This is a genomic window from Candidatus Endolissoclinum faulkneri L2 (genome assembly GCF_000319385.1).
GTDB classification, from domain to species: Bacteria; Pseudomonadota; Alphaproteobacteria; order Thalassobaculales; family Thalassobaculaceae; genus Thalassobaculum; species Thalassobaculum faulkneri.
Window position 1 is genome coordinate 224,814 of record NC_019566.1, and the last position, 22,078, is coordinate 246,891.

General features: G+C 39.6%; 15 protein-coding genes and 2 tRNA genes. 5 read left to right on the plus strand and 12 right to left on the minus strand.

Annotation, left to right across the window (positions count from 1 at the left end):
• Window positions 1-30: 30 nt before the first annotated feature.
• The 11 genes from rpoC to A1OE_RS00805 all read right to left on the minus strand — a co-directional run bounded on the left by rpoC (window position 31) and on the right by A1OE_RS00805 (window position 13,801).
• Window positions 31-4,164 (minus strand): DNA-directed RNA polymerase subunit beta', encoded by a 4,134-nt coding sequence (rpoC, locus tag A1OE_RS00755; protein ID WP_015087941.1) that lies wholly within the window; start codon window positions 4,162-4,164, stop codon window positions 31-33.
• Between the two features lie 133 nt (window positions 4,165-4,297).
• The gene (rpoB, locus tag A1OE_RS00760) at window positions 4,298-8,476 is read right to left on the minus strand and encodes a DNA-directed RNA polymerase subunit beta (RefSeq protein WP_015087942.1); all 4,179 of its coding nucleotides are present in this window, start codon (window positions 8,474-8,476) and stop codon (window positions 4,298-4,300) included.
• Window positions 8,477-8,761: 285 nt separating this feature from the next.
• Window positions 8,762-9,139, minus strand: coding sequence for a 50S ribosomal protein L7/L12 (rplL, locus tag A1OE_RS00765; RefSeq protein WP_044283187.1), 378 nt, complete (start codon window positions 9,137-9,139; stop codon window positions 8,762-8,764).
• Window positions 9,140-9,218: 79 nt separating this feature from the next.
• Window positions 9,219-9,731 (minus strand): 50S ribosomal protein L10, encoded by a 513-nt coding sequence (rplJ, locus tag A1OE_RS00770; RefSeq protein ID WP_015087944.1) that lies wholly within the window; start codon window positions 9,729-9,731, stop codon window positions 9,219-9,221.
• Window positions 9,732-10,065: 334 nt separating this feature from the next.
• Window positions 10,066-10,764 carry a 50S ribosomal protein L1 gene (rplA, locus tag A1OE_RS00775; RefSeq protein WP_044283188.1) on the minus strand — a complete coding sequence of 233 codons (699 nt, stop codon included), beginning with the start codon at window positions 10,762-10,764 and terminating at the stop codon, window positions 10,066-10,068.
• A gap of 7 nt (window positions 10,765-10,771) precedes the next feature.
• On the minus strand, window positions 10,772-11,200 hold the full coding sequence (rplK, locus tag A1OE_RS00780) for a 50S ribosomal protein L11 (protein ID WP_044283189.1): 429 nt from the start codon (window positions 11,198-11,200) through the stop codon (window positions 10,772-10,774).
• A 195-nt stretch (window positions 11,201-11,395) separates the two neighbouring features.
• Window positions 11,396-11,926 (minus strand): transcription termination/antitermination protein NusG, encoded by a 531-nt coding sequence (gene nusG / locus A1OE_RS00785; protein WP_015087947.1) that lies wholly within the window; start codon window positions 11,924-11,926, stop codon window positions 11,396-11,398.
• A gap of 1 nt (window position 11,927) precedes the next feature.
• The gene (secE, locus tag A1OE_RS00790) at window positions 11,928-12,128 is read right to left on the minus strand and encodes a preprotein translocase subunit SecE (protein ID WP_015087948.1); all 201 of its coding nucleotides are present in this window, start codon (window positions 12,126-12,128) and stop codon (window positions 11,928-11,930) included.
• Window positions 12,129-12,273: 145 nt separating this feature from the next.
• A tRNA-Trp gene (locus A1OE_RS00795) sits at window positions 12,274-12,346 on the minus strand.
• Between the two features lie 54 nt (window positions 12,347-12,400).
• On the minus strand, window positions 12,401-13,594 hold the full coding sequence (gene tuf, locus A1OE_RS00800) for an elongation factor Tu (RefSeq protein WP_015087949.1): 1,194 nt from the start codon (window positions 13,592-13,594) through the stop codon (window positions 12,401-12,403).
• Window positions 13,595-13,713: 119 nt separating this feature from the next.
• A tRNA-Tyr gene (locus tag A1OE_RS00805) sits at window positions 13,714-13,801 on the minus strand.
• A gap of 211 nt (window positions 13,802-14,012) precedes the next feature.
• Between A1OE_RS00805 and rlmB the strand changes: the two genes are divergently transcribed.
• Window positions 14,013-14,903 carry a 23S rRNA (guanosine(2251)-2'-O)-methyltransferase RlmB gene (gene rlmB, locus A1OE_RS00810; protein WP_015087950.1) on the plus strand — a complete coding sequence of 297 codons (891 nt, stop codon included), beginning with the start codon at window positions 14,013-14,015 and terminating at the stop codon, window positions 14,901-14,903.
• An 86-nt stretch (window positions 14,904-14,989) separates the two neighbouring features.
• Here the strand turns inward: rlmB and lnt are convergent, their stop codons facing one another.
• A complete protein-coding gene (gene lnt, locus A1OE_RS00815) occupies window positions 14,990-16,606 on the minus strand; it encodes an apolipoprotein N-acyltransferase (RefSeq protein WP_015087951.1) in 1,617 nt (538 codons plus the stop codon).
• A gap of 798 nt (window positions 16,607-17,404) precedes the next feature.
• Between lnt and A1OE_RS00820 the strand changes: the two genes are divergently transcribed.
• The 4 genes from A1OE_RS00820 to A1OE_RS00835 all read left to right on the plus strand — a co-directional run bounded on the left by A1OE_RS00820 (window position 17,405) and on the right by A1OE_RS00835 (window position 21,663).
• Window positions 17,405-17,983: a NifU family protein gene (locus tag A1OE_RS00820; protein ID WP_015087954.1), complete on the plus strand. Its 579-nt coding sequence runs from the start codon at window positions 17,405-17,407 to the stop codon at window positions 17,981-17,983.
• A gap of 674 nt (window positions 17,984-18,657) precedes the next feature.
• The gene (gene tsaB / locus A1OE_RS00825) at window positions 18,658-19,311 is read left to right on the plus strand and encodes a tRNA (adenosine(37)-N6)-threonylcarbamoyltransferase complex dimerization subunit type 1 TsaB (protein ID WP_052312384.1); all 654 of its coding nucleotides are present in this window, start codon (window positions 18,658-18,660) and stop codon (window positions 19,309-19,311) included.
• Between the two features lie 639 nt (window positions 19,312-19,950).
• A complete protein-coding gene (locus A1OE_RS00830) occupies window positions 19,951-20,787 on the plus strand; it encodes a GNAT family N-acetyltransferase (protein WP_044283192.1) in 837 nt (278 codons plus the stop codon).
• Between the two features lie 78 nt (window positions 20,788-20,865).
• Window positions 20,866-21,663 (plus strand): lysophospholipid acyltransferase family protein, encoded by a 798-nt coding sequence (locus tag A1OE_RS00835; protein WP_237737658.1) that lies wholly within the window; start codon window positions 20,866-20,868, stop codon window positions 21,661-21,663.
• Window positions 21,664-22,078 lie beyond the last annotated feature (415 nt).

The following is a 22,078-nucleotide window of genomic DNA, read 5'->3' on the forward strand; positions in this document are numbered from 1 at the left end:
TAATTTTCCCCAAATTATATGGTAGATTAATCAATGTTTGCTGTCAATAGCAGTTAGTGAGAGCAATTGATCACGATCTGCAGCTATTCTTCGCAAACGATGCATGACGCTGCCCGTGCCTGCAGGTATAAGGTGACCGACAATGACATTTTCCTTTAGTCCATCTAGACCATCTTCCTTTCCGGATACAGCAGCTTCAGTTAAAACACGAGTAGTTTCCTGAAAAGACGCTGCAGAAATAAAAGATTTTGTTTGAAGCGAAGCTTTAGTTATACCCTGGAGTACCGGTTTGGCTACAGCTGGGCGTAAATCATTCGCTAAGACTTTGTCATTAGCCTTCTTGTATTCATCACGGTCAATGCTTTCACCTAAAAGTAAAGTCGTATCGCCAGTTTTGATTACTTCAACTTTTTGCAACATCTGGCGAACAATTACTTCGATATGTTTATCATTAATCTTAACTCCTTGCAAACGATAAACTTCTTGAATTTCATTAATAAGATAGTCAGCCAGAGCTTCAACACCCATAATTCCTAGAATGTCGTGCGGAACTCGTGCTCCATCAAGCAACATATCACCTTTTTGTACGAAATCTCCTTCTTGGACAGCTAAATGCTTACCTTTTGGGATCATATACTCTATAGGAACGGCGTTTTCTTCCTCTGGACGTACTATAACTCGACGCTTGGTCTTGTAGTCCTTACCAAATTCTATTTTACCGTCAGTTTCTGTAATTACAGCAAAGTCCTTCGGACGGCGAGCTTCGAATAGTTCAGCCACGCGTGGTAAACCACCAGTAATGTCACGAGTTTTCGAGGACTCGCGTGGAATACGTGCTAAAACGTCACCGGCTTTCACTTGGGAACCATTATCAACGGATAGTACAGCATCAACTGACATGAAATAGCGAGCTTCCAAACTATTGGCAAGTTGAATTACCTCGCCTAATTTGTTACGTAAAGTTATGCGCGGCTTTAGTTCGTTGCCTCTAGCTTGCTGTTTCCAGTCAATCACGACCCGGGAAGAGATACCAGTAGCTTCATCTGTTATTTCGCGCATGGATAAACCTTCTACCAAGTCGACGTAGTGGGTAACTCCTTCACACTCAGTAATAATAGGAATGGTATAAGGATCCCACTCTGCCATCTTGTAGCCAGATTCAACAACAACACCGTTATCAACAAATAATTTAGCTCCGTAAGGTACGCGGTGACGTGCCCGCTCACGCCCTTGCTCATCGGTCAAAATGATTTCAGTGTTACGATTCATTACTACTAATACACCGTCAGAGTTAGTAACAACATTACGATTATTTAACCGTACAATTGTACCAAAAGTAGCCTCGACAGTAGATTGTTCAGCACCACGTTGAGCAGCACCACCTATGTGGAATGTTCTCATAGTTAACTGTGTACCAGGCTCACCGATCGATTGAGCAGCAATTACACCAACAGCCTCGCCGATATTTACCAGTGTACCACGAGCCAAATCACGACCATAACAGGTAGCACAAACACCAGGATGTGTTTTACATGTTAGAACTGAGCGTATCAAAACTGAATCAATATCTGCACGCTCAATTTCTTCAACCATGGTTTCGTCTATAGTTTGGCCTTTTTTAATGATTACTGCACCATTAACTGGGTTTAGCACTTCATTCACTGTAGTACGACCAAGGATACGGTCTCCTAAAGGTTCTATTACTTCACCTCCGTCTATAACGGGTTTTACTGTTATTCCGTTTGAAGTACCGCAATCAATTTCTGTAACAATACAATCCTGAGCAACGTCAACCAAACGACGGGTTAAATAACCCGAATTTGCTGTTTTGAGCGCAGTGTCAGCTAGTCCTTTACGAGCACCATGGGTTGAGTTAAAGTACTCAAGCACAGTCAAACCTTCTTTAAAGTTAGAGATAATAGGAGTTTCAATGATTTCGCCTGATGGTTTAGCCATTAGGCCACGCATACCAGCCAATTGTTTAATTTGGTTAGCAGAACCACGTGCACCGGAATGTGCCATCATCCATACGGCATTTACAGGATTTATTCCGTCATCTTCTTTAATTACTGACATCATTTTATCGGCGACTTGATCTGTGCAACGTGACCATACATCAACTACTTTGTTATATTTTTCGCCTTGAGTAATCAGACCATCAAGATATTGCTGCTCAAGTTGCTTCACTTCCTCATTAGCAYCGTCAACTAAACCTTGTTTAGCATCCGGAATTACTAAGTCATCTTTACCAAATGAAATGCTTGCACGACAAGCATGACTAAACCCTAAATTCATTAAACGATCTGCAAAAATTACTGTCTCTTTTTGTCCACAGTGTCGATACACCATGTCGATAATATTAGATACTTCCTTTTTTGTCATCAGACAGTTAATCATTTCGAATCCTAATTTTGGATTATCCGGGAGCAATAAAGATAATTTAAGTCTCCCAGGCGTGGTTTTTATACGCCTAACTACCTTGTTGCCATTTTCGTCATATGTTGCTATGCGAGCTTGTACTTTTGTATACAAAGTGACTATGCCGTTATCAATCGCGTGATCTACTTCGTAAGGATCGGCAAATATCATGCCCTCACCTGGTTGATTTTCGCGTTCCATAGTTAGGTGGTATAGTCCCAGGATAATATCTTGTGATGGTACAATGATTGGCTTACCGTTGGCCGGACTTAAAATGTTGTTGGTTGACATCATAAGCACACGAGCTTCAAGTTGAGCTTCTAGAGATAATGGCACATGAACCGCCATTTGGTCGCCGTCAAAATCAGCATTGAACGCTGTACAAACCAGTGGATGAAGTTGGATTGCCTTACCTTCAACAAGCTTTGGCTCAAATGCTTGAATGCCAAGACGGTGCAAGGTAGGTGCCCGATTTAACATAACCGGATGTTCACGAATTACCTCTTCCAAAATATCCCAAACTTCAGGACGCTCTTTTTCAACCATGCGCTTTGCAGCCTTGATAGTGCTTGCCATACCGTAAAGTTCAAGCTTAGAATAAATAAATGGCTTAAACAACTCTAATGCCATTTTTTTTGGTAGCCCACACTGATGTAAGAGTAGATCTGGACCAACTACTATGACTGAGCGCCCCGAATAGTCGACACGCTTACCTAGTAAATTTTGACGAAAACGACCTTGTTTGCCTTTTAGCATGCCACTAAGTGACTTTAAGGGACGCTTATTGGCACCCGTAATAACGCGTCCACGCCGGCCATTGTCAAACAAAGCATCAACTGCTTCCTGCAGCATTCTCTTTTCATTGCGCACAATTATATCTGGCGCACGAAGTTCTATCAAGCGCTTTAAACGATTATTACGATTAATTACACGGCGATACAGGTCGTTTAGATCAGATGTAGCAAAGCGCCCACCATCCAACGGCACTAGAGGACGCAATTCAGGCGGAATGACTGGAATTACATCCATGATCATCCATTCTGGGCGAGAACTAGATTCTTGAAATGCTTCAATTATTTTTAAACGCTTAACTAATTTTTTACGCTTGGCTTCAGAACCAGTTTCGCGTAATTCTACGTTAATTGCATTATGCGTAGCTTCCATATCTAGGCTAGAGAGAATAGTTTTCAGAGCTTCAGCCCCAATTTGGGCGACGAAAGCGCCATCCCCGTATTCATCTTGTGCTTGATAATATTCCTCTTCGCTAAGAAGTTGTTTTTCTTTCAATGGAGATAGTAAAGGGTCAGTGACGATAAAATTCTCAAAATACAAAACCCTCTCTAAATCTTTTAGAGTCATGTCAAGCAGAAGACCGATACGGCTAGGTAGTGATTTAAGAAACCAAATATGAACAACCGGTGAGGCTAAATCAATATGGCCCATTCGTTCACGACGTACTCTGGAGAGTGTAACCTCTACACCACATTTCTCGCAGGTGATACCGCGATACTTCATACGTTTATATTTACCACACAAACACTCGTAGTCCTTGATAGGACCAAATATTCGGGCGCAAAACAAACCGTCGCGCTCAGGTTTAAAAGTTCGGTAATTAATAGTCTCCGGTTTTTTGATTTCACCAAAAGACCATGATTTCATGCGATCTTGGCTAGCAATTGAGATTTGGATAGTGTCAAATCTTTGTAGTCCGCTTGGCCGACCAAAAATGTTCACTAACTCGTTCAATCCAAGCACTCCTCGCGCTATTGCGTTGTTTGCAGATCATATTGTTGTTGATTTAATATTTGCTCTGTTTCTTTATATGATATTTAGCTGCATTGGCTAACGGGCTAAAAATACCAAATTCTTGCTATTTTCGTTACTGATTCCCTTGATTTAGCTGGACATTAAGCCCAAGCGAACGCAGTTCTTTCACCAAAACGTTAAACGATTCCGGAATACCTGCTTCAAAGTTGTCTTCCCCGCGAACTATAGACTCGTATACTTTAGTACGACCAGATACGTCATCAGATTTAACAGTAAGCATCTCTTGTAGGGTATATGCTGCTCCGTAAGCTTCAAGGGCCCATACTTCCATTTCACCAAAACGCTGCCCACCAAATTGTGCTTTGCCGCCTAATGGTTGTTGGGTAACAAGGCTGTATGGGCCTATGGAGCGTGCATGAATTTTGTCATCTACTAGATGATGGAGCTTGAGCATATAAATATAGCCGACTGTTACTCTTCGATCAAAGTGCTCTCCGGTGCGACCATCCCATAAATCTACTTGACCACTTGACTCGAGGCCTGCAATTTGTAGCATATTAACGATATCTTCTTCACGAGCACCATCAAAAACCGGAGTCGCCATCGGTACTCCGCGTTGAAGATTGCGTGACATTTCAACAATTTCTTTGTCGTTTAAACAAGAAATCTTTTGATTATATTCGTTGTTAGAGTATATTTGTTTAAGCTTATCGCGTAGAGCAGATATTCCGAAATCTTGATCAAGTTTTTCAAGCATTTCACGAATCTGACGCCCTAGATTAGCTGCAGCCCATCCAAGGTGAGTTTCTAATATTTGCCCAACATTCATTCTAGACGGAACACCTAGTGGATTTAACACGATATCTACAGCGGTGCCATCTTCTAAGTATGGCATGTCCTCTATAGGATTAATTTTTGAAATGACACCTTTGTTACCATGACGGCCAGCCATTTTATCGCCGGGCTGTAGCTTGCGCTTAACTGCAATGAACACCTTAACCATTTTCATTACGCCTGGTGGAAGCTCGTCACCGCTTTGTAATTTGTTTGCTTTATTGTCAAATATATTATTAAGTTGTTCAATTGACTTATCAAAATTTTCTTTCATGCTCTCTAGATAGTCCATAAGTTGATTGTCATCGACAACCAACTGACGCCATTGGCTAGGAGTGTATTTAGCAAAAACTTCCTCGGTTAGAGGACCTGTTTTAAACCCTTTCGGACCACTAATTCCGGTTTTACCTGCTAGCAATTTCTTTAAACGATCAAAAAAACCACGTTCTAATATCGCACGCTCGTCGTCACGGTCTTTAGCTAAAGATTCAATTTCTAAACGCTCAATGGCTTGGCTACGCTCATCTTTTTCGATACCTCGACGAGAAAATACTCTAACCTCAACGACTGTGCCATTTACTCCAGGGGGTACCTTTAGAGAAGTATCACGTACGTCGGAGGCTTTTTCTCCAAATATTGCACGAAGCAATTTTTCCTCAGGTGTTATTGGAGATTCACCTTTTGGAGTAACTTTACCGACTAATATATCGCCTGGATTAACTTCAGCGCCTATATAGACTATGCCAGCCTCGTCTAGAATTCTTAAAGTTTCTTCACCAACGTTTGGAATATCTCTGGTAATTTCTTCCTGGCCTAGTTTAGTATCGCGAGCCATAACCTCAAATTCCTCTATGTGGATTGAGGTAAACAAATCATCTCGAACAATGCGCTCGGAGATTAGAATGGAATCTTCAAAATTGTATCCATTCCACGGCATAAAGGCGACAAGTACGTTTTTACCAAGTGCAAGTTCACCCAACTCAGTAGATGGTCCGTCAGCTATTATGTCACCGCGACTAACGGTGTCGCCAACTGATACCAGTGGTCGTTGAGTTATACAAGTACTCTGATTAGAACGCTGAAACTTTAGCAACTGGTAAATATCAACATTTGATGCAGTGCCTTCTAGATCTTCATTAGCTAGTATAACGATACGTTGGGCATCTACCTGGTCAATTATTCCAGACCTTTTGGCTATAATAGCCACACCACTGTCGCGGGCTACAATCGCTTCCATGCCAGTGCCGACATACGGTGCTTCAGCCTGAAGGAGTGGAACAGCTTGGCGTTGCATGTTTGATCCCATCAGCGCTCGATTAGCATCATCATTCTCTAAAAAAGGGATCAGCGCAGCAGCTACAGACACAAGCTGTTTTGGAGATACATCAAGCATATCAATATCTTCTGGGCGAGCAAGACCAAAGTCACCACGACGGCGAACTGACACCAATTCCTCCTTAAGCTTGCCATCATCATCAATGGGGGTGTTTGCCTGAGCAATTGTGTAACGTCCTTCTTCCATAGCCGAAATGTAGCACACCTCATTGGTTACCAAAGCGTTTTTTACCTTGCGGTATGGAGTTTCGATAAAGCCGTATTGATTAATCTTTGCATAAGTAGCTAAAGAATTTATTAGACCAATATTCGGGCCTTCTGGGGTCTCTATTGGACAAATTCTTCCATAATGAGTGGGGTGTACATCACGAACTTCGAAGCCGGCACGCTCACGAGTCAGCCCACCAGGCCCAAGCGCCGAAAGGCGGCGTTTGTGAGTAATTTCAGATAATGGGTTGGTCTGATCCATAAATTGAGAAAGTTGCGATGAACCAAAAAATTCACGAACTGCTGCTGCTGCTGGTTTAGCATTAATTAGATCATGTGGCATAACAGTATCGATATCTAATGAGCTCATTCGCTCGCGGATTGCACGCTCCATGCGAAGCAATCCTAGACGATATTGGTTTTCCATAAGCTCACCTACTGACCTGACCCGGCGATTACCAAGGTGATCAATATCGTCAATTTCTCCTTTACCATTCTTTAAATCAACCAATACCTTAAGAATAGCTAATATATCTTCTTTACGGAGCACACGAAGCTGATCATCAGTCTCCATTAAGAGACGAGCGTTCATTTTTACCCGACCCACCGCAGATAAATCATAACGTTCATCATCAAAAAATAGACCAGTAAAAAGTGCTTCAGCAGTTTCAAGCGTTGGTGGCTCACCTGGGCGCATCACTCTATAGATGTCGACCAAAGCTTCTTCGCGAGTGGTATTTTTGTCAATAGCTAAAGTATTTCTTATGTAAGGGCCAAAATTCATATGATCGATTGCTAGGATTGTTAGCTCAGTAACGCCAACAGAATATAATACCTCGAGTAGATCGCTGGTAATCTCTTCACCGGCATCGCAATGTACTAGACCGGAATTCTCATCAATCATATCAGCACCAATATATTGACCTATCAGTTGTTCACTTGGAACAAATATGTTCTTCAAGCCATTTCCAAGTAACTTACGTATACTCCTCAGGGTGATTTTATCACCGGCCTCAGCTACTACTTCACCTGTATCGGCATCAATTAAGTCATCAGTCAACTTCTTGCCCTTCATGCGACTAGCTTCAAAGGGCAAACGCCAGCCATCACCATCTCGAACATAGTTTATCTTATCGTAGAAGATACTAAGGATATCCTCAGCACTCATACCCACAACCTTTGCACGCTGCACCTCACTGCCTGTTGCCTGACAATTCTTAAGATAGGCTTCACTATCATCAGACAAAAGAGCAAACAAAAGTGTTGTAGCGGGTAATTTACGGCGGCGATCAATACGAACATAGGCGATGTCTTTTGCGTCAAATTCGAAATCCAGCCAGGAACCACGGTATGGAATTACTCGCGCAGCAAACAAATGTTTACCAGAGCTATGAGTTTTACCTTTATCGTGGTCAAAAAATACACCAGGAGAACGATGCATTTGACTGACTATGACGCGCTCCGTACCGTTGACTATAAAAGTCCCATTATCTGTCATTAAAGGCATATCACCCATGTACACGTCTTGCTCTTTAATATCCTTAATCGACTTGAAACCAGTTTCTTCGTCTATATCCCAAACCACTAACCGCAAGGTTACTTTTAGTGGAGCAGAGAAGGTTAGCCCGCGCTGTTGACATTCTTCAACATCATATTTGGGATCCTCCAAAGTATAACGTACGAATTCGAGCATGGAGCGTTCTGAAAAGTTGCGAATTGGAAATACTGACTTGAAGACTTCTTGTAGCCCAATATCACTTCGATTTTTCGCAGAAATGCTCATCTGGAGAAAAGCTTCATAAGAGCTTTTCTGAACCTCTATGAGATTTGGCATCGGCGCTACTTCGGGAATACTACCAAAGTTTCGACGAACGCGCTTACAACCGGTAAAAGATCCGACTGTGGAAACTGTCATCTTGCGACCTCGACCTTAACGTGTGACTCAAAAGAAATTATAAATACTCGTTGAGTAAAGCGATTTATTTATTTCACGACCTAACTAGCGTAAAACAAAAGTTTAAGCGATACGTTGCTTTTATCTTTTCTACAAGCAATCCTAAACCTTAAATTAGAGTTTTCTCTAATTAACCTGTAACTATACAGAACGAATCGAGAACACTAGCTTAGGGTAATAAACTAAACTAGAAACGAGATTAAACGGACCATTCCATCAAAAATCTGTTCTAAAAATTCATCTAGACTATTTAATCTCAATTACAGCTCCAGTTTCCTCCAGTTTGTTTTTGATTTTTTGGGCTTCTTCCCTGGAAACAGCATCTTTGATAAGCTGCGGAGCTCCTTCAACAAGATCCTTTGCATCCTTAAGACCAAGACCGGTAATAGCTCTGATCTCTTTAATAACATTAATTTTTTTTGTACCAGCGGTAGAAAGTATAACGTCAAACTCATTTTTTTCTTCAACCGTTGTGGCAGGCGCGCTGTCACTAACACTAGCAGTTATCCCGATTGGAGCAGCTGCAGATACATGCCACTTTTCTTCCAAAATCTTTGACAGTTCAGCTGCCTCAAGGATAGTCAGACTGGATAGATCATCAACCAGCTTCGCAAGGTCAGACATTTTAATTAACTCCACATTATACATTATATACTATTGTTAATAGATTAATACTTCCTAATTGAGATCAGCTTTCTTAATCTTAACTATCACTGATGCTGTGAAATCTAAGTACTCGCGTTATTTTACTTGCTGGTGCTCCAATTATAGTTACTATCTTACGAGGCACATTCCGAAGAACACTTGTAATGTTATTGCGAGACTCTTCGATTGATGGGGTTGTAGAAAGAACATAAATTTCATTGGTATCAAGTACTTGTTCCCCTAATCCGCCACCAATAATTGTGATTTTCTCATTTTTATTGGCAAACTCAACAATCACTTTTATCGCCGGGATAGGATTTTTCGATATTGTCAAAGAAGTTGGACCAGTTAATAAGTGCCTTAAGTTTGCGTAGCGCGTATCAAGCAAGGCAAGACGAGCAAGTCGATTTTTGACTACCTTGTAACACCCTCCCACCGCACGTATTTTTGCCCGCAAATCTTCGATTTCTTTCACTGTCAGATGAGCATGATGTGTAATAACAAGGACATCAGCACATTTAAAAGTCGAGTGAATTGATTTGATTAATTCAGACTTTTTGGTTCGGTTCACCTAATTATTCTCCGCAATTTGAAATCGTCGTGCCGGTGTTCCGACCTAGAGACAACTCTCTAGGTTAGATGCATTTTAAAGATAGAAAATTGAAATACTCTTTTATAGTTAACTTAATCTAGAAATTTAACTCAGCAGGCTTAACCCCCCCCCCTACAAACGTCAGAGCTTCTTTATACTGTGTGGGCGAAATTTAATAGCAGCCTAACCTTAAACAGCAATAGACTAGTTAAAGTCATAACAACGACATGACTCTCCGCTTAAAAATATTAATCAAAATAGCGCTTGTAGCAAAGTTAATAATCTACGCAAGTTTAACTTTTTAAAGCAAAAACTATGCGCTATTCAAAACAGCGGAATCAACTTTAATACTTGGTCCCATAGTTGAGCTAATTGATACGCGCCTAATATAGCTACCTTTTATGCCTAAAGGTTTGGCATTGATAATGGCGTTAATAAAAGCCTTCGCATTATCTACCAAATGATTTTCGGGAAAGCTCACCTTGCCGATCCCAGCATGTACTATACCAGCTTTTTCAACCCGAAACTCCAACTGACCAGCTTTAGCAAGCTTAACGGCTTCGGCGGTATTCCGAGTAACTGTTTTAAGCTTGGGGTTCGGCATTAATCCACGAGGACCAAGCACTTTGCCAAGCTTACTAACCATAACCATCATTTCAGGTGTAGCAATCAATCTATTAAAGTCAATACGACCGTTTTTGACCTCTTCCATTAAATCCTCAGCACCAACTACCTCAGCTCCAGCCAAGCGAGCTTCATCCGCTTCAACATTCTTGGCAAAAACTGCTACTCGAATAGATTTACCAGTGCCATATGGCAAAGATACAACTCCGCGTACCATCTGCTCAGAGCGTTTAGGATTAACGTTTAAATTGATTGATATTTCAACTGTCTCATTGAATTTAACCATAGAATTAAACTTGATAATTTGTATTGCTTCTGAAACACTACTTAGTTTACCGCGATCTATATTGTTATAGATGTTTCTGAGACGCTTACCAGCTTTTGTCACGACTGCCTTACTCCACAACCTTTATGCCGATAGAACGGGCAGAACCCTTAATCATCTTAACGGCTCCCCTTATGTCAATTGCATTTAGGTCGGGCATTTTAATTGCAGCGATCTCCTCGATCTGAGTTAAAGATATTTCAGCAAAAGCAGATCGACCAGGTGTTTGCGAACCTTTTGTTAAACTTAATGCCCGCTTCAAAAAATAAGATACAGGTGGAGTCTTAGTAACAAAAGTAAAAGTACGATCAGCGTAGGCAGTGATCACTACTGGTACTGGCATTCCATTTTCCATTTTCTCAGTAAGAGTGTTAAATGCCTTACAGAATTCCATAATATTAAGTCCGCGTTGACCAAGAGCAGGGCCAACTGGAGGAGATGGTTTAGCGCTCCCTGCTGGTATTTCAAGCTTAAAAGAACTGATTATCTTCTTAGCCATTGTTAACCTTTTCAATATTTATACCGAGATTTTGTACTTTAAATATTCTTGGTAACCAATTTTCGGCTTACCTTAAATTTGAATTTAAGTAGTGATTTATTAATAATTTACATTCACAATTAAGACATATAAATATGGAACAATCGTTATCGAGTCATCGAGCAAACAACTAGAAATAACACAAATCAAAAAAACTCAATTTTTTTCAACCTGATTAAAATCCAGATCAACTGGCGTTGATCTACCAAATATTGAAACGGCAACTTTTAAACGAGATCGTTCGTCATCTACATCCTCGACAAGGCCATTAAATGTGGCAAATGGACCGTCAGACACACGAACTTGCTCTCCTATTTCAAAGTTAATAGAAGTCTGTGGTCGATCGATTCCTTCAGATACTTGTTTCAGCAAACGATCAGCTTCGATTTGAGAGATTGGTATAGGCTTACTTTTGCCGCCAACAAAACCTGCAACCTTTGACTGTGATCTGACTAGATGCCAAACCTCATCAGTTAACTCCATTTTAATCAATATATAACCAGGAAAAAACTTGCGCTCCTTTGTCGCTTTTATGCCACGACGTACCTCAATAACTTCTTCGGTTGGCACAAGAATTTCGGTAATTAAATCCTCAAACTTATTTCGCGCAACTCGCTCATTAATAGACTGAGCAACTCTTTTCTCAAATCCAGAGTAAACTTGAACCACATACCATCGCTGTGTCATGTCAATTTCCGAGGCCCAAAACTATTTGAACACCCCAAGAAATAACCTGGTCGACAACAAAGAGAAACACCGAGGACAAAAAAACCATAACCAATACCATCAAAGTGGCTAGAAGAACCTCTCTACGACCGGCCCAAGCAACCATAGCCACTTCCTTTCGAACCTGACGTATAAACTGGGATGGACTTAGTTTAATTATCAATCGTATCCTCTACCATCCAGTTTTATATCACACAATATTAAAACACTGCACTAATATAAAAATTCTACCAAAAAGATCAAATGGTGTATCATTAAGATGGAAACTATCAAAACTTCACTAAATTTTTTTAATAGTCGAGAGACGGCAGGAGTGGAGGGTTTCGAACCCCCAGCCCCCGGTTTTGGAGACCGGTGCTCTACCAGTTGAGCTACACTCCTCAATCTCAAAAAAGCAATTTTTAATAAAGAGTTGATAGTAAAAAGCATTTTATTTTAATCTGTAATCTGAGAGACTAAACCAGCACCGACGGTACGGCCACCTTCACGAACGGCAAAGCGTAAACCATCGTCCATGGCAATCGGTGCAATTAATTCAACAGACATCGTAACGTTATCGCCCGGCATAACCATCTCGGTACCCTCCGGTAAAGTAACTGTCCCAGTAACATCTGTTGTGCGGAAGTAAAACTGTGGGCGGTAATTAGTAAAAAAAGGTGTATGACGGCCACCTTCTTCTTTAGTTAAAATGTAAGATTCAGCTTTGAATTTAGTGTGTGGTGTGATCGTAGTAGGTTTTGCAAGAACTTGCCCTCGCTCAACATCCTCGCGCTTAGTGCCGCGCAACAAAACCCCAACATTGTCGCCTGCTTCACCTTGATCAAGTAGCTTGCGGAACATTTCTACTCCAGTACAAGTGGTTTTTGTAGTTGTTTTAATACCTACAATTTCAATTTCATCACCAATTCTTACGACACCACGTTCTATACGCCCAGTGACTACAGTACCTCGACCAGAGATGGAAAAAACATCCTCAATTGGCATTAAGAATGGCTGATCCTTTGGCCTCTCGGGCGTTGGAATGTAATTATCTACCGTACTCATTAGTTCAAGTATAGCATTCTTTCCAAATTTATCGTTACCACCGTCCTCCAAAGCGGCAAGAGCAGAGCCTCTTGTGATTGGAATTTCTTCACCAGGAAATTCATAAGAAGACAATAGCTCCCTAATTTCCAATTCAACTAATTCGAGAAGCTCATCATCGTCTACCTGATCTACTTTATTCATTAGCACAACCAACGCCGGAACTCCAACTTGGCGCGCTAAAAGAATATGTTCTCTAGTCTGAGGCATAGGGCCATCTGCCGCTGAAACCACCAGGATCGCACCGTCCATTTGTGCTGCACCTGTAATCATATTTTTTACGTAATCAGCATGGCCAGGACAGTCCACATGTGCATAATGACGGTTGACAGTTTCATATTCTACGTGTGCTGTTGAGATAGTAATGCCACGCGCCTTTTCTTCTGGCGCTTTATCGATGGCATCATAGGCCATAAACGTGGCACCGCCAATCTCAGCAAGTGTTTTTGTGATCGCTGCCGTCAAAGTAGTCTTACCATGGTCGACGTGACCAATAGTTCCGATGTTACAATGCGGCTTTTTCCGCTCAAATTTCTCCTTGGCCATCTAGTCATTCCCAATCGTTTGCATCATTAAGGCACCAGAAGGAGATGCCCAAAAAAAAAACAAATCCATTAATACCAAGGATCTGTCAAGTTGATAATAGATAAGTGGACATTAATGAGTGGTAGTGGGGGTAGGATTCGAACCTACGGACGCACACACGCGGGCAGATTTACAGTCTGCTGCCTTTAACCACTCGGCCACCCCACCTAAAAATTTAAGCAAACGCAAGAATTGCTTTTATTGGCAAGCCCCATGACATTCCAAAATTCCCCATTAAATTAGTTATTATGACATGAAGAATTCCATATGTTAGTTTTTGAGTGTTTGTCAACGACTAATTACGAATGAAAATGATTGTAAATGAATGCATAGCTAATTTGATTCTTGATCAAGGACTGTTGTTTGGTACAATATTTCGATGAAAAAAAAATACGTTGCTTGCTTATCAAAAACTCCAAAAATCAATAATTCTAATTTAGAATTTTTAGGAAGCTTAAAAAAATTTTTAAAAGTCTCTCGGAGTGTTGAGGATGAGAAGAGGGATAATTCTTACTGGTTGTTTGGTTTCCATGCGGTAATGTCTGCTCTAGCAAATCCTCTACGTCGAATACGCGCGCTGATATGCTCCCCTGAAACGGCTGAGAAATTGTTGATCTTACTATCTAAATTGCCAGATTCAAGATATAAGACTTTGCCTAAGCCTAAACTAGGTACAATTAAAGAGATTTCTGCTATAGTGGGGCAACACGTCGTACACCAGGGAATAGTAGCTTGGGTTGACTCGCTACGTAGCGTTAATCTTGATGAAGCCCTAACCACTTCGAGCAAACAAAGGTTGTTAATAGTACTTGACCAAGTTACTGATCCACAAAATCTCGGAGCAGTGCTACGATCTTCGGCAGCATTCGGCGCTGATGCGGTAATTGTTCAGGATCGCTACACCGCTAAAGCAACTGCCTTGGTAGCCAAGATCGCGTCTGGTGCACTCGACGTTATTCCGCTTGTACGAGTCAATAACTTGGCTCGTGCATTGCGCAAAATTAAAGAAGTTGGCTTTTACTGTGTAGGATTCGACGAAAAAGGATCGGTAGAATTGGAAGATCTGCATTGGTGTGAAAAAGTTGCCTTAATTTTAGGTTCAGAAGAAGCTGGTCTTCGCCGATTGACTCGCGAAACTTGCAATCAACTAGCTTATTTACCAACTAAGGCACCGATTAGATCACTTAACGTTTCAGCTGTCGCAGCGATTGCTTTGCATCACTTTGCTAGTTCTTTTCGAAGAGTTGATAAAATTTCCTCCAAGCTTTAGTTTTTAGTGTAGCTCTGTATCATACTTAACCCAAAGTAATTGCACTCTGTGATAATATCAAAATAGAGCTTTATAGATTCAACAAATCAACTTATGAATCTTCTGCGACTTGTTCTAAATCGCTGGTAATTTCCAATCAACAATAATGATAAAACCATAATAAAGAACGGTATATCGCCAGTTTTGCTAAACATCGGTTTTGGCAACGCGGCAGGTAGAGGCGTATCAATACTAGCGGTTATCCCCACTGAGATGCTGGTTACAATTCGACCAGCCGCATCGATTACTGCGGAAACGCCGGTATTAGCTACACGAATCATCGGTAGCCTTTGTTCAATAGTTCGGAGACGGGATATTGCTAAGTGTTGATATGGCCCACTCCAACAACCAAACCAAGCATCATTGGTTAAGTTCAGTAGCCATGATGGTCTATGTTTCGGGTCAACTGTCTCACCAGGAAAGATTGCTTCGTAGCAAACTAACAAAGAAACTGGCGGTGCGCTCCGCAAATTCATGGTTAGTGGGCCGATTCCCGGTGTAAAGTCTAACTTATTTTGTACTATTCGATTGATCGCGAGTTTTCTGCTCAGAGGGATATATTCACCAAAAGGAACGAGATGAGTTTTATCGAAAGTCCAAACAACGTTTGCCTGAGAATCGAGCGCAAAAATTCGATTATATAACTTATACTTATTAGCTTTTTTGGTGATATAAGGTGCGCCAAAAATTAGGTTACCTTTATGTGGGGTGCTTAGAGAAAGCTCCCTCATCAAATTTGACGTATCATTCATTAAATAAGCAACTGCTGTTTCCGGCCAGACAACCACGGTAGGCATATAGTCACAAGTTAAACCTAGAGCACGAATATTATCTGTTCTTCTTCTTTTGCTCATTCTTAGATAGCGTTTTATGTGTTCTGGTTTCAAAAGTGGGTTCCACTTATCGCGTTGAGGTACGTTTCCCTGGACAATTTTAATTACTACACCAGGTACAGCCCCCTTGGGATCGGTTAATTTGGGAATTGTTGCTATTCGCAATATACCCCAGCCTATTATTAATATGAGCAGCAAGCAGGTAATGCTTGCTGTAAGTATTTTTTGTTGAGTGGCTGTTGTGCGATCCATCCAAAGCGCAGGCAACATGGTAACCAATAGGACGAGTAAACTTAATCCGTAGCTTCCGATTACGGAAGCAGATTGTAATAGCGGTAGCCATCCATCAATCGTAGCTGAGGGTAAGTTCCAAGGAAAGCCGGTTAATGCATGGCCACGCAACCATTCGGCACTTGAGTATATAGCAGATAAACCAATCCAAAGTTTCCAACCATTACTAAAGAAGAGCTTTGCTAAAGCACCTGCAATTGCAGCATATAAAGCCAATATCCCTGGCAGTCCTATGTTGGCGAACGGTATTAACCAAGCATCATCTTTAGCGTTAATAAGCATTGCATTACTAATCCAGTGCAGACCAGAGGCTTGGTAGCCGAATGCCCACAGCCAAGCTCTCCAAGCAGCTAAACGCACGCTAGTAGCTTCAGCAACTAACACTAGAATAGCAGCGTGACCAAATGATAAAGGTATTAAATGTAAAGGAGCTAATGATAAAGAAGTAATTGCTCCGGAAAACAAAGCAATAACTTCAACAGTCCAACGATATCGTTTGCGGGTATTATTCCTATGTGCTATATGAATGTTTAGTCTCATTATGGATTAAATTATAAAACCCCAACGTGGGAAAAATTATTTGACTTAATTTAACAAGATATTATTTAAAAATTTAAGAATATTTGTAAATTGCAAAAACTGATTGTTATTAGGATGCAGTTATATCTTAAATTAAGTATTCAGTATTACTCGGGAAAAGTTTACTTATTAAATCACTTTTCAACTGATCACTTTTACAAGTAGTTTTTTCGATATAATGATCTTGAGTATTTTCGATATAATGATCTTGAGTATTAATGAAAATATACTATAAAATTTAGTATTTTATAGCATTTTTGTATACATTAGGTAATTCATTTTTGTATACATTAGGTAATTCATAATTACCGAGCATAAATTAGCTAGTATTTAAATATATTTTAATTAATTCAGGAAAATTACAAGGCAAAGTTTGCTGAATATTCAGTGAGTTTTTACAGTGCCTAATGTTATAATATCACGATATATTTGTTAGATAACTGTTAATTTTCAACAATAGTAAAAACCCCCTCAAGACTTTTGTTATGTTTTTATTATTGTATTTATAAAATTTATATTGTATAATCTTCCTAAGTCAATATATTTTTACAGCTTTATTCTGGTTATAAAAACTGCTGATGCGGATTACTTCATAAGATCATTATGCTCTCTCTTTAGACTACAAGCAACAATTTTCGAGATGTTTGGATGGTCAGGCGTTTGTTATTTTAATTGTGCATTATTTTACCAAAAAAATTAACCAAACCTCTTAGAAATTACATTGGCTTAATTCTATACTAAAAATAGAAGGAAACGTGAATGTTTATTCAGACAGAAGAAACCCCTAATCCGGCTACTTTAAAGTTTTTACCAGGGCGTACTGTTATGGCGCATGGAACTGCTGAGTTTAGGTCAATGGAGGAAGCCACTGGCAGTTCGCCGCTTGCTGTAGCGATTTTAGGAGTTGATGGGGTAACTACAGTTTTTCTTGCTGGAGATTTCATCAGTGTTAGCAAAAGAGCAGATAAAAAGTGGTATGTTATGAAGCCGGTTTTGCTTGGTGTAATTATGGAGCATTTTGTTACAGACAAGCCGATCATTTCTGAAGAAATCAGTCAATCAGTCAATGGCCAGATTAAATCTGAAGATCAAAAGATTGTTTCTCATATTAAGGAATTGCTTGATGCCCGAGTGCGTCCTGCTGTTTCGATGGATGGTGGAGATATAATTTTTCACGGATACGAGAATGGCGTGGTTACTTTGACAATGCATGGTGCCTGTTCTGGCTGCCCGAGCTCGACTGCGACGCTGAAGATGGGCATAGAAAATATGCTACGCCACTACATTCCGGAAGTTCGAGAAGTACGAGCTGCTAATGAAGCAATTGATTATTACTAATGTGATTAAGGATATTCAATAACTACATTTGGATCTATTATTGTAATGAATGAGTAATTTAGAAAAAGAAGTTTTTTTGATATAACCTAATAAATAATTATGTCCATTTATAGGTTATTGTATAGCTTTAAACCTAACACAACCTTAAAAATTACTAAATTAGTCCACTAATTCGCAATAAATAGTTAAGTTTTTAATAGTGCCGCAACTATAACATAAGCTTTTTTCAAATTATGTTTGTTATTTATTTTCAAACTGTCTTTGCATTATATTAATTAAAATTTAATTCATCATCGGATATTTTTATTCAGCTTAATAATTATTTATCAAGCTTTTTAAGGAATATTAAACTGTTCATTTTAGTTTATTGTTTATAATTTTAGTTATAGACGGTTTTTTGGTTAGCTTTCTGTAATATCGACTTAAAAATTAATTTTGATTTTTCCACATAACTGGCTGTTTAATGTTGTTCATTGCTGGTTGGCTAAAAGTTAGTGAAGTTTGGTTGATCCAATAACCAGTATTTGATAAGAAGGTGTACGGTTTAACGTTAATACCTTAGCTTAATACGTTAAGTTTAGTTTGATCAAACTAGCGATTGCGCTATAATTTGGCGTTGGGCATTTCTTTATAAAAATGAGAAGACTGGTCAATAATAATATCGGAAGTGTTACGTGAGCCTTATTCTTGCCATTTCATGCTATACTACTGCTTGTTCGGTAGCAGTAGCAAAATCCGGTAAAACATTGGCTGTCAAGGTATTGCGTATAAGCCAGGGACATGCCGAGATAGTGATAACTATGATTGAGCTAGTGCTTGCTGATGCCGGTTGTAACTTTACTGAACTTGACGCAGTTGCTGCTATGGTTGGTCCTGGCAGTTTTACCGGAATAAGAATTGGTTTAGCGGCTGCTAAGGGGATCGCTTTAGCAATCGGGACACGCACTGTGCCGATAGACTCGATAACAGCTATAGCCCACTCTGCTGGCAACAGTAATATTCCACTGTTGGTAGCCTTAGATAATAAAAATGGCAATCTGGCCTGCCAATGGTTTGCAAATAATGGTAGACCTATAGGGGAATTGTGCTTACGCACCGCTGCTGAGGCAGTATCTTTGTCGCCAACTATTTCTTTCAGAGTAGCAGGAAACGCCAGCGAAACTATTATCTTGGCAGCTATCGAGGCCAAAAAAACCGCATATATCGTTGAAAGATGCGATGTGCCTGATATCCGTTCGATAGCTATTTTGGCTACAGATCGACTAGCGATCGGAGCGGATGGTCCTTTACGTCCTGTTTACCTGCGTCCTCCTGTATCTTTGAATTAATTTTGGTATGCTTTTTAGTTATAGCGATGTTTGGTAGTTTTTAGTATATTTTGTGCAGCCTTTTGCTATAATCTTAGAATATGGAATGTTTCTTAATTGAAAAATTAAATAGTAAGATGCTTCCTTGTACAAGGAAGTAAAAATTGATTGTTATATAATCACTTACGATTGAGCAAGATGTACCGCATTCATTTTTCCTTATCAAAATTGTTTTTTCGGAGAAAGAGTCAAGTTAATTACAATGTTCATGGATTTGAGTTACCCAAAAAAATATTGTTAATAGTTGTTGATTCTTTACTGCAATTATGCAAAAAAAAATTTTGATTAATTTTTTATAATTGGCTGATAATAGTTATTATTTTTTTAACTTTATATTTTATGCTTGTGCGATAAGATCGCGGTTATTAGTGAACGATAATATTTTATTGATATGCATTTGACTGATCTAAATATAAAGATTATGATTAATAATATATTAAAAATAATCTAGAATTTTTGTGTAACTAGTGGCTAGGAATTTGTACTTGTCATGACGACATGCAAAATCTACGGTATCGAGAATTGATCCACTATCTTTAAGTGATGCGAATTAAGAAACGTCTTTGCGCCAAACATCACTGTGGATGTCTGATAACACACATGATTGACACAAAAGAACGCCCTGAGGTTGTTACACCTAATCTAGATGCTGCCTTTCTGGCAATCAGCTCAGGTACTCTTGAAGTTCGCTTAGCTCAGGATGTTGAAGAGATCGATGCTTCCCAAGCATTGCGCTATAGGGTCTTTTACGAGGAGCGTTCTGCAAGGCCAATTGGTGATATGGGCGTCCTGAAGCGTGATTTTGATGCTTTTGATTCGATTGCTGATCACTTGCTAGTTTTGGATCATGGTAAGGGTTCTGGTGGCAAAGCGGTTGTTGGTACCTATAGGCTGCTTCGACGTTCTCTTCTTCCATCGGATCGCGAGTTTTACACAGCAGGTGAATACGATATTTCTAAGATCTTATCTTATCCTGGGCAAATTATGGAGCTAGGTCGTTCTTGTGTTGATTTGGATCATCGCAATCGGCCAACAATGCAGCTTTTGTGGCGTGGCATTGCAGCTTATGTATTCAAGCACAACATCAGATTGATGTTTGGTTGTGCTTCGCTTCCTGGTACTATACCAGATGCTGTGAGTGCTGATCTGAGTTATCTTTATCACTATCATTTGGCTCCAGATTTGTTACGGGTGCGAGCGTTGGATCATCTTAATGTTAACATGAATCGTGTACCGGTCGATAGAATTGACAATAAACGGGCACTTGCTAGGCTACCGCCATTAATTAAGGGCTACTTGCGCCTTGGCGGTTTTGTCGGAGAAGGTGCAGTAATAGACCGCCAATTTAATACTATCGATGTTTGTGTCATTGTTCAAACCAGTGCAGTGACGAATAAATACTACAAACATTATGAACGTGAATCCCATAGTTTATGATTTCTATGGTAGAAGCGAATTTGACTAACTGCGATTTCCTAATACTATTAATTCATTAGGTAGAAAAGCAATTGCTACTTGAGCAAGGACATGGCCATTATTTGTTCGGAGACTAGGAGCATCATACTACTAATAACTTATATTCTGTTAACATTGGCTATAATACCAATTCAACTTGTCGCGGTATTGCTGCGGATTCGATTAGCTAAGATTTTGCCAAAGTTTTACCATCGTATGTGTGCGTCCATTCTCGGTATCAATGTTGTAGTGCGTGGTAATCAAGTACGTGAACGACCGGTGTTATTTGCTGCTAACCATATTTCTTATTTAGATATTACTGCTTTAGGTTCTGTTGTGAATGGCTGTTTTATAGCGAAAGCTGAAATCGCTTGTTGGCCATTATTTGGCATTTTGGCAAAACTGCAGCGTACTATTTTTATTGTACGCAAACGTTTTGCTGTCATAAAGCATAATGCTGATATAGCAGATCGCTTAAAGTCGGGTGATAACTTAATATTGTTTCCAGAAGGAACTAGTGGTGATGGGATTCGTGTCATGCCTTTTAAGAGCTCTTTCTTTGCTGTCGCTGAACATTGGTCTTGCGGACAGCCGCTTGTTATCCAGCCTGTATCGATAGCTTATACTATGCTAAATGAAGTACCACTTGGACGAAGTTTGCGACCGTTATTCGCTTGGTATGGCGACATGGATTTTTTGCCACATTTATGGACTGTTGCTGCTATGGGTAAGCTAACTGTAGTTATTGACTTTCATCAACCTTTAACAGCAACTGAAGCTGGATCGCGTAAAGCTTTAGCTTCCAAAGTTCAAGAGGAGGTAGCCGTTGGGTTAGCAAGAGCTAATGCTGGACGTTAAACCATTTTAGATAAGTATTTGAGTTAAATTTATTATTCCCATCGTCGATTATTTAGTAAACTATAGTTAGAATTAATATTATTATTATTTTGTAATTTTGTTTGCCATTAGTAAACAAAATTAGTTACTAACTATTTATTTGTTATATGCTGTATTAGTTCTAATAAATTAATTAACTATTTGTAGGCCGAGAATAACAAAAATAAATCCATCGTAAATATTAGTATGGCGAGTATTTTTATTTTATAAATGAATAAGATTGTATGTCATGTTACAATTATTAAAGAAAACAAAGTAGTAAAAATAAACTTGGTCTTTTATCTTATCGATATTATATGGAATATAATGAAATTATCTTTATTCTTATCCATAAACACCCAAGTACAATACTTTTAATAATACGCAAAAGATATCT

Bases quoted from the DNA above. Each gene is read 5' to 3' on its own strand.
- rpoB (WP_015087942.1), bottom strand. From the start codon at position 8,476: ATGACAGTTTCCACAGTCGGATCTTTTACCGGTTGTAAGCGCGTTCGT.
- rplL (WP_044283187.1), bottom strand. From the start codon at position 9,139: ATGTCTGACCTTGCGAAGCTGGTTGATGATCTATCCAGTCTGACTATC.
- rplK (WP_044283189.1), bottom strand. From the start codon at position 11,200: ATGGCTAAGAAGATAATCAGTTCTTTTAAGCTTGAAATACCAGCAGGG.
- nusG (WP_015087947.1), bottom strand. From the start codon at position 11,926: ATGACACAGCGATGGTATGTGGTTCAAGTTTACTCTGGATTTGAGAAA.
- tuf (WP_015087949.1), bottom strand. From the start codon at position 13,594: ATGGCCAAGGAGAAATTTGAGCGGAAAAAGCCGCATTGTAACATCGGA.
- rlmB (WP_015087950.1), top strand. From the start codon at position 14,013: ATGAAAAAAAAATACGTTGCTTGCTTATCAAAAACTCCAAAAATCAAT.
- lnt (WP_015087951.1), bottom strand. From the start codon at position 16,606: ATGAGACTAAACATTCATATAGCACATAGGAATAATACCCGCAAACGA.
- A1OE_RS00820 (WP_015087954.1), top strand. From the start codon at position 17,405: ATGTTTATTCAGACAGAAGAAACCCCTAATCCGGCTACTTTAAAGTTT.
- A1OE_RS00830 (WP_044283192.1), top strand. From the start codon at position 19,951: ATGATTGACACAAAAGAACGCCCTGAGGTTGTTACACCTAATCTAGAT.